The following is a 17,649-nucleotide window of genomic DNA, read 5'->3' as shown; positions in this document are numbered from 1 at the left end:
TGACGCCCCATCTTCTCCGTCTTCCTGACCAGGTCGCTCAAGACGCCTTCGTCAGCTCTGCCTTGATCTGCGTGGTGGAGATCTCCGGTGTCCGAGCCAGGTACACGACCTCGCACTGCGTCTTGAGCTCGTTGAACTTGCCGGCCCAGTCGTCGCCGATCACGAAGGTGTCCACCTGGTAGAGGCCGATGTCCGAGGCCTTCTGCTCCCAGGTGTGCTCGGGGATCACCAGGTCCACGTGGCGGATCGCCTCGAGCATGCGCTTGCGGTCCTCGTACGAGAAGTAGGCCTTCTTGCCCTTGCCCGCGTTGAACTCGTCGCTGGACAGGGCGACGATCAGGTAGTCACCGAGCGCACGCGCTCGCCGCAGCAGCTCGATGTGCCCGTAGTGCAGCATGTCGAACGTTCCGTACGTGATGACGCGCTTCATCGAATCTCCTTGGTACCGATGTGTTCCGCCTCGCCTACGACCTCGAGGTCCAGGTGGCGGGAGATCTTCTCGACGAGCCGACGCCGCTCGTCGCGGACGTGTGTCCCGTCCAGGGGCGGTGCCGCACCTGCCGCCCCGCTCTCGAACGCCGCGCGTACGGCGGCGGCCAGCTCGTCCGGCGTCGCGGTGAGGGGCCAGGGCGAGGTGGCGGGCCAGTCCCCGTAGAAACCGCGTTCGACGTCGCGGTACCACTCGAGGTCCGGCGCGTAGACGATCGCGGGGCGCCGGGTGACCGACCAGTCGTGCAGCACCGACGAGTAGTCGCTGACCAGCAGGTCGGCCGCGAGCATCAGCTCCTCGACCGACGGGTACTCACTGACGTCGAGCACCCCCGCACCGGTGGCGGCGGCCCGGGCCGAGACGTGGTGGCTGCGGACCAGCACCCGCGCGCCGACGGCCGCCGCGAGCCCGGCCGGGTCGAGCGTCTCGGCCCAGCTCCCCGCCCGGGACCGGTTCCGGTGCGCCTCGCGCCACGTCGGGGCATAGAGCACCACCCGCTCGTCCGCACCGATCCCCAGCCGCTCGCGAGCTCGCTCGCGGACACCCGCGCTCTCGTACAGCACGCCGTTGGACGGCTGCTCCACGACCCAGGCCTCGCCGTCGTACCCGAGGCCCGTCCGCAGGTTCTGCTCGGCTGCCGGCGTCTGCGCCAGCAGCAGGTCCCACATCGGGACCTGGCGTCGCATCATCCGCCGGTAGGTCAGTGGCGACGCGGAGTTCGGCAGGTCGAACAGCAGTCGCTTGATCGGCGTGCCGTGCCAGGTCTGGACGAAGAACTGGCCCGGCCGCTTGACGAACCAGTGCGGAAAGTTGTTGTTGCTCACCAGCACACTGGCCGTCCCCAGCACGCGGTGCCACTCGGCCGAACCGATGATCAGGGCCTTGCCACCGTCGGGGACCGGCACCGAGAGGTCCCGCACGGACCAGTACATGGCGGCGTCGACGCCGGCCGCGCGCAGCGCGGCGAACACGGCGCGGGGGCTGCCCTCGCACGACTTGCCGTTGAAGGTCTCGAACACGATCGCCCGGATGAGGGCGCCTGTCGGCGCCGCATCGCGCAGCCTCCGCTGTCCGGCACGAGACCGTTCCTCGGCGGTCAGCGGGGCGCTCACGGTCAGGCTCACGGCGTTCTCGCCGTGCCGCTTCATGGCTGCTCGCTGGAGCTCACCGTCAACGGCGACCGGGCCCTCCGTGAGGGTGTGCCCCGGCCGTGCCCAACCCACCAACGGCCCGTCGTCCTTGGTCGACCACCGCACGAAGTAACCGTCGCCCGGGAACGCCGCGCCGACGGGCGCGATCATGGCCTCGAACGAGCCGTCCGGAGCGGGGGTCACCGAGGTCTCGAACGACAGACGCGAGGTGGAGATGCCGACCCGGAGCCGGGGCACCACCGGCGACACGCTGCCCACGACCACGACGCGCGGCCCGTCGACCCGCACCCCGTCCATGCGCACGCGCGTCGGACCGAAACCGCTGCCGCGCGGCTCCGCCGGCACCGGACCCGCGACCTCACCTTCGGGGAGGCTCACCGCGAGGTCGGCGGTCCAGCGCTGTCCCCCCAGCTCGAGCGCGACGACGAGCGTGACGTCCCGGTCCTGCGGCCCGTCGGTCTTCACCAGCGCCTCGAACCCGGACCGCGCGTACGACCGCCAGGGGTCGCCGCTCTCGACGTCGATCTCGGGGTCGGTAACCGGATGCAGCTCGCACCCGGTCTCCTCGTCCAACCCGTTACGGCGGCCGACCGAGGTCACGAGACCCTCCGTCGCCGGATCCAGGCCAGGAACGAACGCCCACCCGGTCACCGACAGCAGCCCTGGGGCGACCCACACGGTGCGCAGGACCCCGACCCCCAGCTCGAGCAACGCGGGGTCGACGGTGAGCAGGTTCGCCGGGATCCGCGTCTTCAGCCGCCCGAGCACCTCCGGCACGGCTCGAAGCGTCCCGCCGTCCACCACGAGCGGCACCGCGGTGGTGTCCTCCGCACGGGTGCCCAGCAGCTCCTCGGCGTCGTCCCGGGCACCTTCGCTGATCACATAGCTCAGGAGCCGGTCCGACACCGGGATCCGCGCCCACACCTCCGGCGAGGCGCCGTCCGTCAACCGGGCCGCCGTCCGCTGCAGCACGGCCCAGTAGGCGTCGTCGCACTGGGGCACATGGGCGGCGAACATCCCGAGGTCCGTACCGAGCCAACGGGCCCAGACCCGGTCGCGGACCTGCGTCGGGGCCTCGGCAAGCAGGGGGATCTTGCGCTCGATGACCGCGACGCGGTCCTCGAGGTCCGAGAGCTCCTCCTTGTGCTGCGAGCGCGAGCCCCGGCCCTCGGGCAGACGCCACGAGTACACGTCGCGCTCCAGCAGGTCGAACCGGCGTGCGCGCAGCGTCGCACGCAGTGCGGGCTCGCGGTCCTCGTAGTTGCCCGCCTCGGGGAAGGGTCCCACCGCGCGTCGCCAGAAGGCCGTGCGGTACATGCGGTTCCAGACGACCGGTTCGTCCGCGGCCTCCGGCGTCCGGGCCGCGGTGGTGCCGAGCACGTCGGCGCGGTGCACCCTGGCCACCACCTTGGGGCGATGGCTCCCGGTCGCACCGTGCCGCAGATACCCGCCCATCACCATGTCGGTGCGCGGCCGCCGCAGCCGGCGGACCATGTCGTCGTACGCCCCGGGAAGGACGACGTCGTCCGCGTCGACGAACGCGAGGTAGCGGCCCCGGGCGAGCTCCACACCGAGGTTCCGCGCGGCGCCCGGACCCTGGTCGCCGCGGGTCCGGGTCGCGCGCAACCGACGGTCGCGGGCTCGCAGGCGCGCCACCAGCTCTCGGGACCCGTCGGTGGACCCGTCGTCGACGACGATCACCTCAAGATCGCGGAAGTCCTGGTTGAGCACGCTGCGAATCGCCGGCTCCAGGTACTCTCCGCCGTCCCTGCAGGGCATGACGACCGACAAGCGCGGCCGCCGGGCCCGGCGCACGACGCCGCCGAGGAACCGTCGGAAGGGGGCCGCGATCATGCCGGCGACGCCACGACCGGACCGACGAAGCTCAGCACCCGCTTCGCGTCGGCGAGCGATCCGTCCCTGATCTCCGAGAACGCCGAGTGCCCGACGAGGAGCGCGATGACGTCCGCACGCGCGACGGCGTCCTCGACGGTGCTCAGGACGACGTTGCGCCGGTTCGCCAGCTCCTTCGGCAGCTCGTCGACATGCGGCTCCACGACGAGGATCTCGGCCTGCGGGTACTCGTCCGCCAGCTCCCCGACGATCCGCCGAGCCGGCGACTCGCGCAGGTCGTCGATGTCCGGCTTGAACGCGAGGCCGAGCGCCGCGATCACGGGCTTCTCGGTACCGTCCACGGCGGCGCGCACCTTGTCGAGCACCCAGCCCGGCTTCGTGTCGTTGACCTCCCGCGCCGTCCGGATGAGCCGCGACTCCTCGGGCGCGGCGTCCACGATGAACCACGGGTCCACCGCGATGCAGTGCCCGCCCACGCCGGGCCCTGGCTGGAGGATGTTGACCCGCGGGTGATGGTTCGCGAGCCGGACGAGCTCCCAGACGTCGATGTCGAGGCGGTCCGCGATGACCGAGAGCTCGTTGGCGAAGGCGATGTTCACGTCCCGGAACGAGTTCTCGACGAGCTTGGCCATCTCGGCGGTCTTCGCGTCGGTCAGCAGGATCTCGCCGTGGCAGAACGCCCGGTACAGGTCACGCGCCCGCTCCGCCGCCTCGTGCGTGAGCCCGCCGACGATCCGGTCGTTGGTGACCAGCTCGACCATCACCCGTCCGGGGAGCACGCGCTCGGGGCAGTGCGCCGCATGGAACGTGGGTCGCCCGTCGGCGCCGTCCAGGCTCAGGTCCGGACGCGCCTCGATGATCCAGTCGGCCAGCTTCCTCGTGGTCCCGGGAGGCGAGGTCGACTCCAGGATGATGAGCTCACCGCCGCGCAGCTGCGGCGCGATCGCCTGGGCCGCAGCCCGTACGTACGACAGGTCCGGCTCGTGGTCGCCCTGGAACGGGGTGGGCACCGCGACGATGAAGCAGTCCGCCGGCTCGGGGCTCGTGACGGCCCGCAGCTTGCCGCTGGCAACGCTCCCACTCACGTAGGCGGCCAGGTCCGGCTCCACGAACGGGACCTCGCCACGGTTCACGGCGTCGACCGTGCTCGGGTTGACGTCGATGCCCGTGACGGACATCCCGTTGGCAGCGAGGATCGCCGCCGTCGGCAGCCCGATGTACCCGAGGCCGACGACTCCGACGCTGCTGATGCCCATGTTTCTCGTTCCCCGCACTCTCAGAAGATCACGTGCGATGTCGCACGCCCGTAGAACTTGACCTGGCCGCTCGCGAGCAGCTCGGCGTCGGCGACGTCCCAGGAGTGGCCACCCGCGGCAGACCGCACCTGGACGAAGTTGAACCGGTCGGCCGAGAACACCGTGCCGCCGCCGCGCACCACACCCTTGAGGAACCGCGAGTCCTCGCCGCGGCTCACGGCCTTGAACTGCACCTCGGCCGCCACGGCGCGCCGCGCCACGATCGTCGGCCCCATCACGAAGTCCGTGTACCGGTGCTCCCGCTCCGCGAACCGCAGGATCGTCGCGTCCGCGCCCTCGAGGTACATGTAGTGCGCCTGCTTGCCCACCACGTCCGCGCCCGAGTACGCCAGCGCGTACAGCTGGTCGGACAGGTACTGCGGCCCGTACAGGTCGTCGTCGTCGATCTTGGCCACGACGTCGCCGTCGGCCGCGTCCAGCAGCAGGTTCAGGCACGTGCCCAGCGGCACGTCCGCCGTCGCCGTCAGCAGCTCCAGCGAGCCGACGCCGGCCTCCTTGGCGCGGGCGCGCAGGTCGGCGTCGTCCGCCTCGAAGCCGTGCGTGAGCAGCGCGACCTGCAGGTCCACGCCCTCCTGGGCGCCGAGCACGCCGAGCACGTGGTCGAGCTGGTGCGGGCGGTTCGTGGAGACGAGGGCGGTCACGGTCGGCCGCGCGACGACGGCCGAGCCGGCCAGGCCCACGTCGGCCAGCACCTTCTGCGACCGGGCGGCGTAGGTGTGCTCGCGCCAGATGCGGCGCTGGCCCTTGTGCACCGCGCGGTCGCGCAGCTCGGGCGAGCGCACGAGCGCCCGGATCGCGTGCGCGCCGGCCTCGCGGGTCTCGGCGACGAAGACCTCGTCGCCGGGGAAGTACTCGCCCACGGCCGCGCTCGGCGTCGAGACGACGGGCGTGCCGCTGGCGGTGATCTCGAAGATCCGGCGCGCGCACATCGACGGCGAGCCGACCACCGAGTTCACGTTCAGGAAGACCTTGTACTCGCGGTAGGCGGTCAGCATCCGGTCGTAGTCGAGCGAGCCGACGACGCGCCCGTCCAGCGGCGCCGGGAACTGGTACTTCTCGTCCTTGCCGCGGAACCGGCTGAAGATCTCCAGGCCGTGCCGCATCCGGGGCGACACGTCCAGGGCCGCACCGAGCAGCAGGTCCATCTGCTCGCGCCGCTCCGGGTACTTGTGCGCGAAGTACATGCCGGCGAACGCGACGTCGCGCTCCGGACCGCGGCCGTGCAGCCGCACCGGGTTGTGGACGGCGGGCTGCGCGGCGAACTCCAGCACACCCACCCGGTCGTGGCCCAGGGCCTCGACGTAGGCGGGCACGCGGTCGACGTCGGTGGTGTAGACCCGGTCGAACAGGCGGGCGGCGTCGAGGAAGTCCGCGAAGTGGACCGGGTCCTCCTTGTTCCAGAACACGGTCGGCACGCCCGCCGCACGGCACGCCGCGACGAGGTCGGCGAAGGCCGGCCGCGGGGCCGACGTTCCCGTCAGGTGGTACTGCCACGCGCCGTCGTTGCCGTTCCACGCGGACTCCACGAACAGCAGGTCCAGGCCCGCCGTCAGCTCGTCGCGCCAGGTCGTGGGGGTCAGCGCCACCTGGTCCCACTCGGGCGCGAACGCGAGCCGCGAGAAGTCGTCCAGGATGACGCCGACCCGCAGGTCGCGCGGCCCGCCGACCGGGTCGCGCCCGGCCGCTGCGCCGTCGACCACGGTCCCGCGCGCCGCCAGGCCCGACGTCGGACGGGCCGGCCACGGGTCGAAGACCAGGCCGTCCTTCGTCAGGCGCGAACCGCCGACCTGCCCGGCGAGCGGCACCTGCTGCCTGCGCAGATGCGTCCGAAGCTGCTCGATGCCGCCCTGCCGCAGGTGCCACACCGCGCGACGGAGCCCTCGCACCACGCCCGGCGCACGATCCTTCACGGCAAGAATGTCCTTGTCTGCCCGAGGGCATTCAGCGATAAGGGCACCCCGCCAGGCGCGAAAAGAGAAGGTGCCGGAGGTCCAGGATGCGCCATTGGTGAACTGATGCTACAAGCGGCACATGTCCCCCAATTGCGATAGCGGGTGAAAGGGGCAGAGATTCACCCGGGCAATATTTCGGCCGGTCAACTTTCCGCGGCGCCGGGACCTCGACCGCTCGTGGCCCCGACTACTCCACGACGGCGGGCAGCGTGTCGATCCCGCCGGGCTGCTCCGCCAGGTAGACGGGCAGCTCGTCCCGCGCCACGGCCGCCATGAGCGGGTCGAGCGCGTCCCGGTCGAGCAGCACGATCGACTGCCCGTCGTCGCTGCGGCCGGTACCCGAGTAGGGGGCGGTCAGGAACGTGATGTCGCTGGTGGAGAGATCCTTGGCGCTGACGGCCAGCTCCAGCATCCGGTCGATCGTGAGGTCCGGGTCGACCGCCACGGCCCGGACCGCCGCCTCCAGGAACTTGGACATCTTCAGCAGGTCGCTCTTGTTCTCGGTGGCCTTCGAGGCGATCGCCCGCATCCAGGCCTGCTGCCGCTGCACGCGACCGAAGTCGCCGTTGGCCAGCGCGTACCGCTCGCGCGTGAACTCCAGCGCCTCCTGGCCCGTCATCGTCTGCTCCACCGAGCCGCCCGCGCCGTCGGGCACCGTGATCTCCACGCCGCCGAGGGTGTCGGTGAGCGTCGTGAACGACTCGAAGTCGCTCACCGCGAAGTGGTCGATGCGCACCCCGGTCAGGGCCTCGACCGTCTGGACCATCAGGCCCGGGCCGCCGAAGGAGAACGCCGAGTTGATCTTCCCCTCGCCGAAGCCGGGGATGTCCACCCAGGAGTCCCGCGGGATCGAGATCACCGCGGCCGACTTGCGGTCCCCCGACAGGTGCAGGAGCAGGATCGCGTCGGTGCGCTGCGCGCCGAGCTCCCAGGCGGAGGGGTCGCCGGCGGAGATCCGGCTGTCGGAGCCGAGCGCCAGGATGTTCACGGGCGCCGCGGTGCCCTCGACGGGCGCCGGCTCGGGGCGGGCGGCCTCGTCGATGTCGGCGAACGGGTCCTCGATGCGCTCGATCTTCTCGTCGAGCGAGATCTTGTAGCCGTAGTACGCCATGGCGCCGCTGGCGCAGACGAGCACCAGGGCGCCGACGATCACGAGCGCGACGAAGCCCCTGCCCCGGCGACGACGTCGCCCGGGAGCCGCCTCGGGTTCGGCGGGGGGCGGCGCGGTAAGGAGGTCGCCGACTCCATCAGGTCCATGCATACCCATCTGAGTACCGCTCGGACGACCGGCGCCGCATCACCCTGGGAAAGAGATCACCCGTGGTTCACCCGGCCTCTGACCTGCACGATGACGGCCCGTGTGCGAGAACGGGATTTCATCCGGGTGAATTCTCCACGGGTATTTCCTGATGAGAGAAAGACGGCGGAGGAAGAGCAGGAGAACACCCTCCGACCACCCGCTTCCACCCTTCGGTGACCGGCCGTCGCGTGGGAAGATCCGGCTCATGCGCGGAATCATTCTCGCCGGCGGTTCAGGGACACGGCTGCACCCGATCACCCAGGGCATCAGCAAGCAGCTCGTGCCCGTCTACGACAAGCCGATGATCTACTATCCGCTGTCCACGCTGATCCTGGCCGGGATCCGCGACATCCTGGTCATCACCACCCCGCACGACGCCGACCAGTTCCAGCGGCTGCTCGGCGACGGCGCGCAGTTCGGCATCTCGATCACCTACACGACACAGGCGTCGCCCGACGGCCTCGCCCAGGCGTTCGTGCTCGGCGAGGACTTCCTCGGCGCCGAGTCGGCCGCGCTCGTGCTGGGCGACAACATCTTCTACGGCCCCGGCCTGGGCCATCAGCTCACCAGGTTCGCCGACCTCGACGGGGGCGCGGTCTTCGCCTACCGCGTCGCCGACCCCACCGCCTACGGCGTGGTCGAGTTCGACGAGCACGGCAAGGCGCTCTCCCTGGAGGAGAAGCCCGCCCGGCCCAAGTCGAGCTACGCCGTGCCCGGCCTGTACTTCTACGACAACGACGTCGTGGCCATCGCGAAGGGGCTCGAACCCTCGGCGCGCGGCGAGTACGAGATCACCGACATCAACGCCGAGTACCTGCGTCAGGACCGGCTCCAGGTCGAGGTGCTGCCTCGCGGCACCGCCTGGCTCGACACGGGGACCTTCGACTCCCTGCTGGAGGCCTCGGACTACGTCCGCACCATCGAGCGCCGCCAGGGCCTCAAGATCGGCGCCCCGGAGGAGGTCGCGTGGCGTCGCGGCTTCCTGTCCGACGACGACCTGCGCGCCCGCGCGGAGAAGCTCACCAAGTCGGGCTACGGCACGTACCTGCTGAGCCTGCTGGACTCCTGACCGCGAGCGCCACGCGCTCAGCGGGTCCCCAGCACCGTCGGTGCCGCCGCCTTCCAGCGGTCGGCCCAGTCGCCGATCGGCTCCACGCCGGCCTCCCGGAGCCGGTCGTGCCCCAGCACCGAGTACGCGGGACGGGGCGCCGGGAGCTGGTAGGCGGCGCTCGTGGTCGGGTCCACCGGCGTCGTGAGCCCGGCGGCCGCGACCACCTCGCGGGCGAAGCCGTGCCACGTCACCTGGCCCGACGCCGTCCCGTGGTACAGCCCGCCGGGCGCCCGCGCCGCCACGAGCCGCACGATCAGGTCCGCGAGGTCCGCGGTCCAGGTGGGCTGGCCGACCTGGTCGTCCACGACGCTCAGCCGGTCCCGCTCCCCCGCCACGCGCGCGATGGTCTGCGGGAAACACTTCCCGCCCGCGCCGTAGAGCCACGCGGTCCGGACGACGAGGGCGTCCGGCGCGTACGCCCGCACGGCCCACTCGCCGGCGGCCTTGGTGCGCCCGTAGGCCGACCGGGGATCCACCGGCGCGTCCTCGGCGTAGGGCCGCGTCGCGCCGCCGTCGAACACGTAGTCCGTGGACACGTGGACCAGGCGCGCCCCGGACGCCGCGGCGGCACGCGCGAGGTGTGCCGGCCCGGTCGCGTTGGCGGCGAAGGCCTCGGCCTCGTGGGTCTCGGCGTCGTCGACGGCGGTCCAGCCCGCGCAGTTGACGACGACGTCGTGGCCCGCCACGGCGTCGAGCACGGCCGACGCGTCGGTGATGTCGACGTCGGACCGGCGGATCCCGGCCACCTCGTGGCCCGCAGCGCGGGCGGCGGCGACCAGGTCCTGGCCGAGCATGCCGGCCGCGCCGAAGACCACCCACTGCTGTGCCGTGCTGTGTCCGCTGGTCACCCTAGGATCCTATCCAGGGCCGCAGGACCGTCGACGAACCACGCGAGGAGTTCCATGGAGTACCGCGAGCTGACCGTGCCCGGCGCCTTCGAGATCACCCCGAAGCAGTTCGGGGATCCGCGCGGACTCTTCCTGGAGGCGTTCAAGGCGGGCCCGTTCGCCGACGCCGTCGGGCACGCGTTCGACCTCCAGCAGGCCAACTGCTCGGTGTCGGCCGCCGGAGTGGTCCGCGGCGTCCACTTCGCCGACGTGCCGCCGAGCCAGGCCAAGTACGTCATGTGCGTGAACGGCGCGGTGCTCGACGTCGTCGTGGACCTCCGCGTGGGCTCCCCCACCTTCGGCACCTGGGACACGGTGCTCCTGGACGACGTCGACCGACGCGCCGTCTACCTGTCCGAGGGCCTGGGCCACGCCTTCATGTCCCTGGAGGACGCCTCAACGGTCCTGTACCTGTGCTCGGCCGGCTACGCCCCGGGCCGCGAGCACGGCATCCACCCCCTCGACGAGGACCTGGCCATCAGCTGGCCCACCACTGCCAGAGACGGCACCCCCCTCAAGCCCCTCCTCAGCGACAAGGACGAGGCAGCCCCCACCCTGAAAGAAGCAAAGGAACAGGGCCTCCTCCCGACGATGGAAGCGGTCAACACCTACCTCGCCAGCCTCTGACCAAGCCACCCAAGCGACCAGTCGCTGACGGAGGCCAAGTACGCAACCACCCGGCCAGCAACCAAGGGCGACCCGAGCGCCAGAGGTCCGGGCGAACGTGAGGGGTGCGCCGCCGTAAAACCGTAGCGGAGGGCCCCCTGGGGCCCGTGAGCGAGGCGGCGCACCCCTCACGTTCGCCCGGACCGGACCCAGCCACGAGCCGGGACCCAAGAAAAAGCTACTGCCCCGAAGCCGCGTACTTGGCCTCCGTCAGAGCCTTCGCGCCTCTCCACCACGGCTCGTTCTCCCGATACCACCCCACGGTCGCCTCCAGCCCCGCCCGGAAGTCCGTGTACCTCGGCACCCACCCCAGCTCGTCCCGGAGCCGGCTCGCGTCGATCGCGTACCGCAGGTCGTGCCCGGGCCGGTCGGTCACGTGGTCGAAGTCGTCGGCGTCCCGCCCGAAGATCTCCAGGAGCGTGCGCACCACGTCGAGGTTGCTGGTCTCGCCGTCGGCGCCGATCAGGTACGTCTCGCCGATGGTGCCCCGCTCGATGATGGTCCACACGGCCGCGTTGTGGTCCTCGACGTGGATCCAGTCGCGCACGTTGAGCCCCGCGCCGTACAGCCGGGGGCGCACGCCGTCGATCAGGTTGGTGACCTGGCGCGGGATGAACTTCTCGATGTGCTGGTAGGGGCCGTAATTGTTCGAGCAGTTCGAGATGGTCGCCTGCACGCCGAAGGACCGGACCCAGGCCCGGACCAGCAGGTCGGAGCCCGCCTTGGTCGACGAGTACGGCGACGACGGGTTGTACGGCGTCTCCGGCGTGAACCGGTCGGGGGTGTCGAGCGGCAGGTCCCCGTACACCTCGTCCGTCGAGATGTGGTGGAACCGCACGTCGTGCCTGCGCACCGCCTCCAGCAGCGTGAACGTGCCCACCAGGTTCGTCTGCACGAACGGCGACGGGTCGTTCAGGGAGTTGTCGTTGTGCGACTCCGCCGCGAAGTGCACGACGAGGTCCGCGTCCCCGACGAGCCGGTCGACCAGCGGCGCGTCCGTGATCGAGCCCTCGACCAGCTCCACCCGGTCCGCGACCGGGGCGAGCGAGGTGCGGTCGCCCGCGTAGGTCAGGGCGTCGAGCACGGTGACCCGCGCGTCGGGCCGCTCGCGCACGGTCTGGTGCACGAAGTTCGCGCCGATGAAACCCGCGCCGCCGGTGACCAGGACGCGCATCGGTCAGTCCCGTCCGTAGATGTCGCGGGTGTAGACCTTGTCCGCGACGTCGTCGAGCACGTCGGTGCGCCGGTTGGCGATGATGACGTCGGCGCGCGACTTGAACTGGTCCAGGTCGCGCACGACCTCCGAGGAGAAGAAGTCGTCCTGCTCGAGGGTGGGTTCGTAGACGATGACCTCGATGCCCTTGGCCTTGATCCGCTTCATGATGCCCTGGACGCTGGAGTCCCGGAAGTTGTCCGACCCGGCCTTCATCACCAGCCGGTACACGCCCACGGTCCTCGGCTCCCGGCGCAGGATGTCCGCGGCCACGAAGTCCTTGCGGGTGGTGTTGGCGTCCACGACCGCGTTGATCAGGTTCTGCGGCACGGTGGCGTAGTTGGCCAGCAGCTGCTTGGTGTCCTTGGGCAGGCAGTACCCGCCGTAGCCGAAGGACGGGTTGTTGTAGTGCGTCCCGATCCGCGGGTCCAGGCCCACGCCCTCGATGATCTGCGCAGTGTCCAGGCCGTGGGTGGCCGCGTAGGTGTCCAGCTCGTTGAAGTACGCCACCCGCAGCGCCAGGTAGGTGTTGGCGAACAGCTTGATCGCCTCGGCCTCGGTCGGGTGGGTCAGCAGCACCGGGGTGGTCTCGTCCAGCGCGCCCTCCAGCAGGAGGTCGGCGAACTGCCTGCCGCGGTCACCGCGGTCCCCGACCACGATGCGCGAGGGGTGCAGGTTGTCGTACAGCGCCCGGCCCTCGCGCAGGAACTCCGGGGAGAAGACGATCGCGGCCCCCGGGTGCTCGGCCCGCATGCGCTCGGTGAACCCGACCGGGATCGTCGACTTGATCACGATCGTCGCGTCGGGCACCCGCTCCAGGACGTCGTCGATCACGGTCTCGACCGAGGACGTGTCGAAGAAGTTGGTGACCTCGTCGTAGTTGGTCGGCGTCGCGATCACCACGACGCCGGCCTCCGCGTACGCCTGTTCCTTGTCCAGGGTCGCGGTCAGCGCCAGCTCCCGGCCGGCCAGGTACTCCTCCAGCTCGGGGTCCACGATCGGCGAGACCCGGTCGTTGACCTGGGCCACCTTGACCGGGTCCACGTCCAGCGCCCACACCTCGTGCTTCTGCGCGAGCAGCACCGCGTTCGACAGCCCGACATACCCCGTACCGACAACAGCGATCTTCACGACCAGGCTCCTGACAGGAAGAGTTCGACAACGGGCCCATGGTAGGCGCGCCGCGCGGTCCGCAGGTCCGGCGCCGGAGCGCCCGAGAAGCGCTTCATCCAGTGACGCACGCCACACCGGCGACCGAGCGCGCCCGAGGTTAGGCTTGCCTCACCATGTCTCAGACCTCCAGCGCCCCCACCGACCGGCCCCGCAAGGGCACCCGCACCACGGCGACCGTCACGGCGGTCCGGCAGCTGACGCCGCACATGATCCGGGTGACGCTCGGCGGCGAGGCCCTGGCCGACGTCGACCCCACGCCGTTCCCCGACCGCTACGTGAAGCTGGTCATGGCGGAGCCCACCGAGCCCGAGGGCCGCCCCGTCCTGCGCACCTACACGATCCGCGCCGTGACGGAGTCCGGGTGGGACATCGACGTCGTCACGCACGGCGACGTGGGCCACGGCGGGCCCTGGGCCCAGCGGGTCCAGCCGGGCGACGAGGTCTCCTTCGTGGGCCCGGGCGGCGACTACGCGCCGTCCCCCGAGGCCCCGTGGCACCTCCTGGCCGGCGACGAGTCCGCCCTCCCGGCCATCGCGGCCGCGTGCGAGGCACTGCCCGACGGCGCCGTGGCGCACGTCTTCGTCGAGGTCGCCGACGCGTCGGAGGAGCAGCAGATCACCAGCGCCGCGAACCTGCGCCTCACCTGGGTCCACCGGTCCACGGGGGCGAGCCTGGCCGACGTCGTGCAGGCCGCCGAGCTGCCGGACGGCACCCCGCACACGTTCCTGCACGGCGAGGCCGGCTGCGTGCGCGACCTGCGCCGCTGGGCGCGCGGGACGCTGGGCGTGCCGCGCGAGCTGCTCTCCGCGTCGGGCTACTGGCGGCTCGGCCGTGACGACGAGCGCTGGCGCGCGGAGAAGGCCGACTGGCGGGCCGCCGTCGAGCAGGACGACCTGGTGCTCGCCGCGCACTGAGCGCGGCCCTTCCTGAGAGCGCGCCCGGCGGGCCCTACAGCCCGTCGAGCACCGCGAACCAGCGGTCCGCCGTCGGGCCGTCGTAGGGCGCCTCGCCGGCCCGCACCGCGGCGAGGAGCGCGTCGGCATCCGCCCGTACCTGGGCCACGACCGACGGCGGATAGTTGTACCGCACCGAGTGCTCCGCGAACTCGTCCTCGTCGTCGATGTAGAACTCGCCGTGCGCCCTGGCCCGTTCGCTGCCCGGCTGCACGGCGAGCACGTCGAGGTCCATGTCGATGCCCGAGACCTCGAACGCCGGGCCCCGGCCGTCCCCGCCGTCGGGCACGGCGCGCCACTCCGGGACGGTCGTGAGGTCGATGTAGAGGCGCACGCCCCGCGGGTGGTCGCGGTAGATGTCCGCGACCCAGCCGACCTCGCCGAAGAGCACGACGCCGGGATACCGCGTCCGGTACTCCCGGCCGGGCCTGCTGAAGCGCGTCCCGGCGGGGTAGCCCAGCCACACGCCGTGCTCGTCCTGGCCGAGGTGCACGGCGTCGAACCGCCAGTGCGGCGTGCCGTCCCACTTGCGCATGCGGCAGCCCACGAGGGTGCCCGGCTCCGTCGGCCGCGACGACGAAAAGGCCTGGTCAGCAGGTTGTTGCGCAGACATGTCCGGGAGCCTACCCAGTCGTCGCCGGGGCGTAACCGGAGGGCACTACGCTCTGGCCACCGTCGGCGCCGTGCACACGCCGGGACGACGGTTCTCCTGCTCAACCGTCGACCCCACGAGGAGTCTTCATGTCCCCTGCAAGCCGCCGTCTCGCCGCGTCCGGTGAGACTGCGCACCAGGTCCCGGCCGCCGACGAGATGATCGCCGAGGCGCTGCTCACCGCCACCGCCGAGACCCTGTACAACCCGCATCCCGACAATCCGGGCCCGTTACCCGAGGCCCGGCCCGTGCCGACTCCCGACCAGGAGTCCTGGACCCAGGCCAAGGAGCCCAGCCGCCAGCCGCGGGAGGTGTGGTCCGCCCCGGACCGCGCCGCGGACCGCCCGTTCCAGGAGCGTCCCGAACCGCTCTCCGGTGACGCCGTCGTCACCGCCGCCCTGCGCCGCGGCCTGCCGATCGACGAGGCCGTCACCACCTCCGTCCGCACCGCCGGCAGCCTGGACACCGCCCAGTGGCGGTCGCTCTGCCACTCGCTCATGGCGCACCCCGAGACGCGCCGGGCCGGCGTCGCCGGAGCCGCGCTGATCGCGCAGCGCGTGGGCCTGCGCGAGCTCGCCTGGGACCTGCTCCGCCAGCTCGGGCCGGACGACGCCGCCCGCCTCGCCCCGGCGGAGTACCTCCGGGCGGGCATCGCCATGGCCAGCCCCGACGTCGCCCGCACCGCCGCGACGTGGGTGCGGCACGGGATCGTGTCCGACGCCCCCGTGCTGCTCGACCTCGCGCGGCTGCTGTTCATCGCCGACGAGGCCGCGCTGGCCGCCGAGGCCCTCGACGCCGCCCGTCGTGCGACGGGCCTGACCGACCAGGTCCAGGCCTCGATCGACCACCTGGCGCCCTGGATCGAGAAGGCGCACCGGCCGGCCGCGCCGGCCCGGGTGCCCGCCGGGCACGTGTCGTTCGCCGTGCTCGACTACAAGGCGCCCGACGAGAACGTGGCGTCCACCAACATCGGCGACACCATCCAGACCGTCGCGAGCCTCGGCCACCTGCTGCGGCACGAGGGCCTGCGCCTGCACGGCGACGCCGCCGTCACCGAACCCGTGCGGCTCCTCGCCGACCGCGTGCGGCCCGAGCACGTCGTGCCAGGCCCCGGCGCCGACGTCGACCTGACGCTGGTCCAGCGGGACATGTCGCGGCTGGACGCCGTGCCCGAGAACACGTGGATGCTGGCGTACGGCTGGTACATGCACAGCCAGTTCGACCTGCGGTTCGACTTCCCGTTCCACGAGAACCTGCAGCCGTTGTTCGTGTCGTTCCACATCAACAAGCACGCCGTGCTCACGCCCACCGCCGTCGACTACCTCCGGGCCCACGGGCCGATCGGCTGCCGGGACTGGACCACGGTGCACCTGCTGCTCAACGCGGGCGTCCCGGCGTTCTTCAGCGGCTGCCTCACCACCACCGTCGACACCGTGTTCCCGGCCGGCTTCACGCCCGCACCCGCCGGGGCACCGACCGTGTACGTGGACGCTCCCGTCCCGGAGCACGACGTCGCGGGCGAGTCCGTCACGCACCTCTACCCCGAGGTGCGCCGGCACGCGTTCGCCCGCAACGTGTACGACGCCGTCGACCTGCTCGACGGCTACCGCAGCCGGTACTCGCGCGTGGTCACCTCGCGTCTGCACGCCTTCCTGCCCGCGTGGGCCATCGGGGCCGACGTCGACTTCCGGCCCCGGAACGACGCCGACATCCGGTTCGCGGGCCTGCTCGACGCCGACGAGGCCGGCCGGCGCGCCATGCAGCGCCGGATCCGGGACGTCGTCGCCCCGGCGATGGCCAAGATCCTCGCGGGCGCCACGCGCGACGAGGTCTACGCGACCTGGGCCGCCACCGTGGCTCCCGAGGTCGAGCTGGCGCGGGCGGCGCACGCCGCGCCCGTGACGGTGCCCTCAGGCACCTGCGACGTGGCCGGCGTCGTCGCCGGGGTGCGCGCCACGCGGACCGTCGTCGAGGCCGTCTCGCCCCGGACCGGGACGGGCCCGGCGCTCAACGTCGCCGTGGCGCTCGACGGCAACCTGCGCTCCCAGATGGAGGTGGTCGTGGCCGGGGTGGTGCGGCACACCGACCGTCCGGTGCGGGTCGTGGCGCTCACGCGCGACCACACAACAGCCGACCACGTCCGGCTCGCGGCCCTGTTCCCCGAGGTCACGTTCGAGTGGTACGCCTGCGACGGGACCGACTACGGGCCCGTGCTCGGCATGCTCAAGCACATCACCGTCGCCACGATGGACCGCCTGCTGCTGCCCGACCTGCTGCCGCACCTCGACCGTGTGCTCTACCACGACCTGGACGCGCTGTGCGTGGTGGACGTGGCCGAGCTGTACGACACCGAGCTCGGCGGTGCGCCGCTGGCGGCCCGCCCGTCGATCTCGTACAACTACCGGCACGGCGTCGGGAACGTCATCCGGTCCACGCGCCTGCTCCAGCACGACCCGGGTGCCGCGCGCGACCTGGTGCGGGCGATGATGCAGCGGCACCGGCACGGCTACCAGGGCTTCAACGCGGGCATCCTGGTGCTCGACCTGGCCGTGATGCGCGCCGACGGCTTCACCGCGGAGTTCGTGCCGTACGCGGAGCGGTACGGGCTCAACGACCAGGACGTGCTCAACGCCTACGCCGGGTCGCGCTACCGCGTCCTGGACGCCCGGTGGAACGCGTGGCCCACGCAGGAGCTCGTCGCCGAGCCCGGGCTGATCCACTGGGCCGGCCCGGTCAAGCCCTGGCACGAGGACCGGTACATCCTGCTCAAGGAGCACTGGGCCGCCGCGGAGGCGTGGCTGACCGCCCGCCGCTAACCCGGCCGGCAACGTTGAGTGCTGGGTATTTGCGCTTCTGGAGGGTCCCAAAGGGCAAACCCCCCACACCCCACTGCCCCTCGCCCACCCGGGATGCGGCCCGCTTGGGGGAGGA

13 protein-coding genes are annotated in these 17,649 nt (G+C 71.8%); 4 read left to right on the top strand and 9 right to left on the bottom strand.

Translation table 11 applies throughout. The features are described 5' to 3' along the window. Positions 1-37 precede the first annotated feature (37 nt). From tagD to ACFV9Q_RS26620, 5 genes are all read right to left on the bottom strand, one after another. Positions 38-430 (bottom strand): glycerol-3-phosphate cytidylyltransferase, encoded by a 393-nt coding sequence (gene tagD / locus ACFV9Q_RS26640; protein ID WP_377236929.1) that lies wholly within the window; start codon positions 428-430, stop codon positions 38-40. Continuing rightward, positions 427-3,495 carry a CDP-glycerol glycerophosphotransferase family protein gene (locus ACFV9Q_RS26635; RefSeq protein ID WP_377236928.1) on the bottom strand — a complete coding sequence of 1,023 codons (3,069 nt, stop codon included), beginning with the start codon at positions 3,493-3,495 and terminating at the stop codon, positions 427-429. Before ACFV9Q_RS26635 ends, tagD begins: the two co-directional genes overlap by 4 nt. Continuing rightward, complete coding sequence (gene wecC / locus ACFV9Q_RS26630; RefSeq protein WP_377236927.1) at positions 3,492-4,751, bottom strand: UDP-N-acetyl-D-mannosamine dehydrogenase; 1,260 nt, start codon at positions 4,749-4,751, stop codon at positions 3,492-3,494. Before wecC ends, ACFV9Q_RS26635 begins: the two co-directional genes overlap by 4 nt. Before the next feature lie 20 nt (positions 4,752-4,771). Then, entirely contained in the window at positions 4,772-6,700 is a 1,929-nt protein-coding gene (locus ACFV9Q_RS26625) for a glycosyltransferase (protein WP_377236926.1), read from the bottom strand. A 250-nt stretch (positions 6,701-6,950) separates the two neighbouring features. Then, on the bottom strand, positions 6,951-8,024 hold the full coding sequence (locus ACFV9Q_RS26620; protein WP_377236925.1) for an LCP family protein: 1,074 nt from the start codon (positions 8,022-8,024) through the stop codon (positions 6,951-6,953). Between the two features lie 244 nt (positions 8,025-8,268). On the opposite strand from ACFV9Q_RS26620, the gene rfbA reads away from it, so the two are divergent. After that, on the top strand, positions 8,269-9,132 hold the full coding sequence (gene rfbA / locus ACFV9Q_RS26615; protein WP_377228448.1) for a glucose-1-phosphate thymidylyltransferase RfbA: 864 nt from the start codon (positions 8,269-8,271) through the stop codon (positions 9,130-9,132). A gap of 17 nt (positions 9,133-9,149) precedes the next feature. Here rfbA and rfbD read toward each other — a convergent pair whose 3' ends face one another. After that, positions 9,150-10,022, bottom strand: a complete 873-nt coding sequence (rfbD, locus tag ACFV9Q_RS26610; protein ID WP_377236924.1) for a dTDP-4-dehydrorhamnose reductase — start codon at positions 10,020-10,022, stop codon at positions 9,150-9,152. A gap of 54 nt (positions 10,023-10,076) precedes the next feature. Between rfbD and ACFV9Q_RS26605 the strand changes: the two genes are divergently transcribed. Beyond that, complete coding sequence (locus ACFV9Q_RS26605; protein WP_377236923.1) at positions 10,077-10,688, top strand: dTDP-4-dehydrorhamnose 3,5-epimerase family protein; 612 nt, start codon at positions 10,077-10,079, stop codon at positions 10,686-10,688. A gap of 217 nt (positions 10,689-10,905) precedes the next feature. Here ACFV9Q_RS26605 and rfbB read toward each other — a convergent pair whose 3' ends face one another. Together rfbB and ACFV9Q_RS26595 are read right to left on the bottom strand one after the other, a co-directional pair. Then, positions 10,906-11,901: a dTDP-glucose 4,6-dehydratase gene (rfbB, locus tag ACFV9Q_RS26600; protein WP_377236922.1), complete on the bottom strand. Its 996-nt coding sequence runs from the start codon at positions 11,899-11,901 to the stop codon at positions 10,906-10,908. Between the two features lie 3 nt (positions 11,902-11,904). Continuing rightward, positions 11,905-13,071 carry a nucleotide sugar dehydrogenase gene (locus ACFV9Q_RS26595; RefSeq protein ID WP_377236921.1) on the bottom strand — a complete coding sequence of 389 codons (1,167 nt, stop codon included), beginning with the start codon at positions 13,069-13,071 and terminating at the stop codon, positions 11,905-11,907. A 155-nt stretch (positions 13,072-13,226) separates the two neighbouring features. Between ACFV9Q_RS26595 and ACFV9Q_RS26590 the strand changes: the two genes are divergently transcribed. Then, positions 13,227-14,027 (top strand): siderophore-interacting protein, encoded by an 801-nt coding sequence (locus ACFV9Q_RS26590; protein ID WP_377236920.1) that lies wholly within the window; start codon positions 13,227-13,229, stop codon positions 14,025-14,027. A gap of 34 nt (positions 14,028-14,061) precedes the next feature. Here the strand turns inward: ACFV9Q_RS26590 and ACFV9Q_RS26585 are convergent, their stop codons facing one another. Continuing rightward, positions 14,062-14,679: a DUF402 domain-containing protein gene (locus tag ACFV9Q_RS26585; protein WP_377236919.1), complete on the bottom strand. Its 618-nt coding sequence runs from the start codon at positions 14,677-14,679 to the stop codon at positions 14,062-14,064. 128 nt (positions 14,680-14,807) lie between these two features. On the opposite strand from ACFV9Q_RS26585, the gene ACFV9Q_RS26580 reads away from it, so the two are divergent. Continuing rightward, positions 14,808-17,534: a glycosyltransferase gene (locus tag ACFV9Q_RS26580; RefSeq protein ID WP_377236918.1), complete on the top strand. Its 2,727-nt coding sequence runs from the start codon at positions 14,808-14,810 to the stop codon at positions 17,532-17,534. Positions 17,535-17,649 lie beyond the last annotated feature (115 nt).

The organism is Promicromonospora sp. NPDC059942 (assembly GCF_042731755.1).
Classification (GTDB): domain Bacteria; phylum Actinomycetota; class Actinomycetes; order Actinomycetales; family Cellulomonadaceae; genus Promicromonospora.
The sequence above is the reverse complement of the archived record's forward strand: the minus strand, read 5'-3'. Positions and strand labels throughout refer to the sequence as shown.

Coding starts and splice junctions, on each gene's coding strand:
- tagD (WP_377236929.1), bottom strand. CDS start 430: ATGAAGCGCGTCATCACGTACGGAACGTTCGACATGCTGCACTACGGG.
- ACFV9Q_RS26635 (WP_377236928.1), bottom strand. CDS start 3,495: ATGATCGCGGCCCCCTTCCGACGGTTCCTCGGCGGCGTCGTGCGCCGG.
- wecC (WP_377236927.1), bottom strand. CDS start 4,751: ATGGGCATCAGCAGCGTCGGAGTCGTCGGCCTCGGGTACATCGGGCTG.
- ACFV9Q_RS26620 (WP_377236925.1), bottom strand. CDS start 8,024: ATGCATGGACCTGATGGAGTCGGCGACCTCCTTACCGCGCCGCCCCCC.
- rfbA (WP_377228448.1), top strand. CDS start 8,269: ATGCGCGGAATCATTCTCGCCGGCGGTTCAGGGACACGGCTGCACCCG.
- ACFV9Q_RS26605 (WP_377236923.1), top strand. CDS start 10,077: ATGGAGTACCGCGAGCTGACCGTGCCCGGCGCCTTCGAGATCACCCCG.
- rfbB (WP_377236922.1), bottom strand. CDS start 11,901: ATGCGCGTCCTGGTCACCGGCGGCGCGGGTTTCATCGGCGCGAACTTC.
- ACFV9Q_RS26590 (WP_377236920.1), top strand. CDS start 13,227: ATGTCTCAGACCTCCAGCGCCCCCACCGACCGGCCCCGCAAGGGCACC.
- ACFV9Q_RS26585 (WP_377236919.1), bottom strand. CDS start 14,679: ATGTCTGCGCAACAACCTGCTGACCAGGCCTTTTCGTCGTCGCGGCCG.
- ACFV9Q_RS26580 (WP_377236918.1), top strand. CDS start 14,808: ATGTCCCCTGCAAGCCGCCGTCTCGCCGCGTCCGGTGAGACTGCGCAC.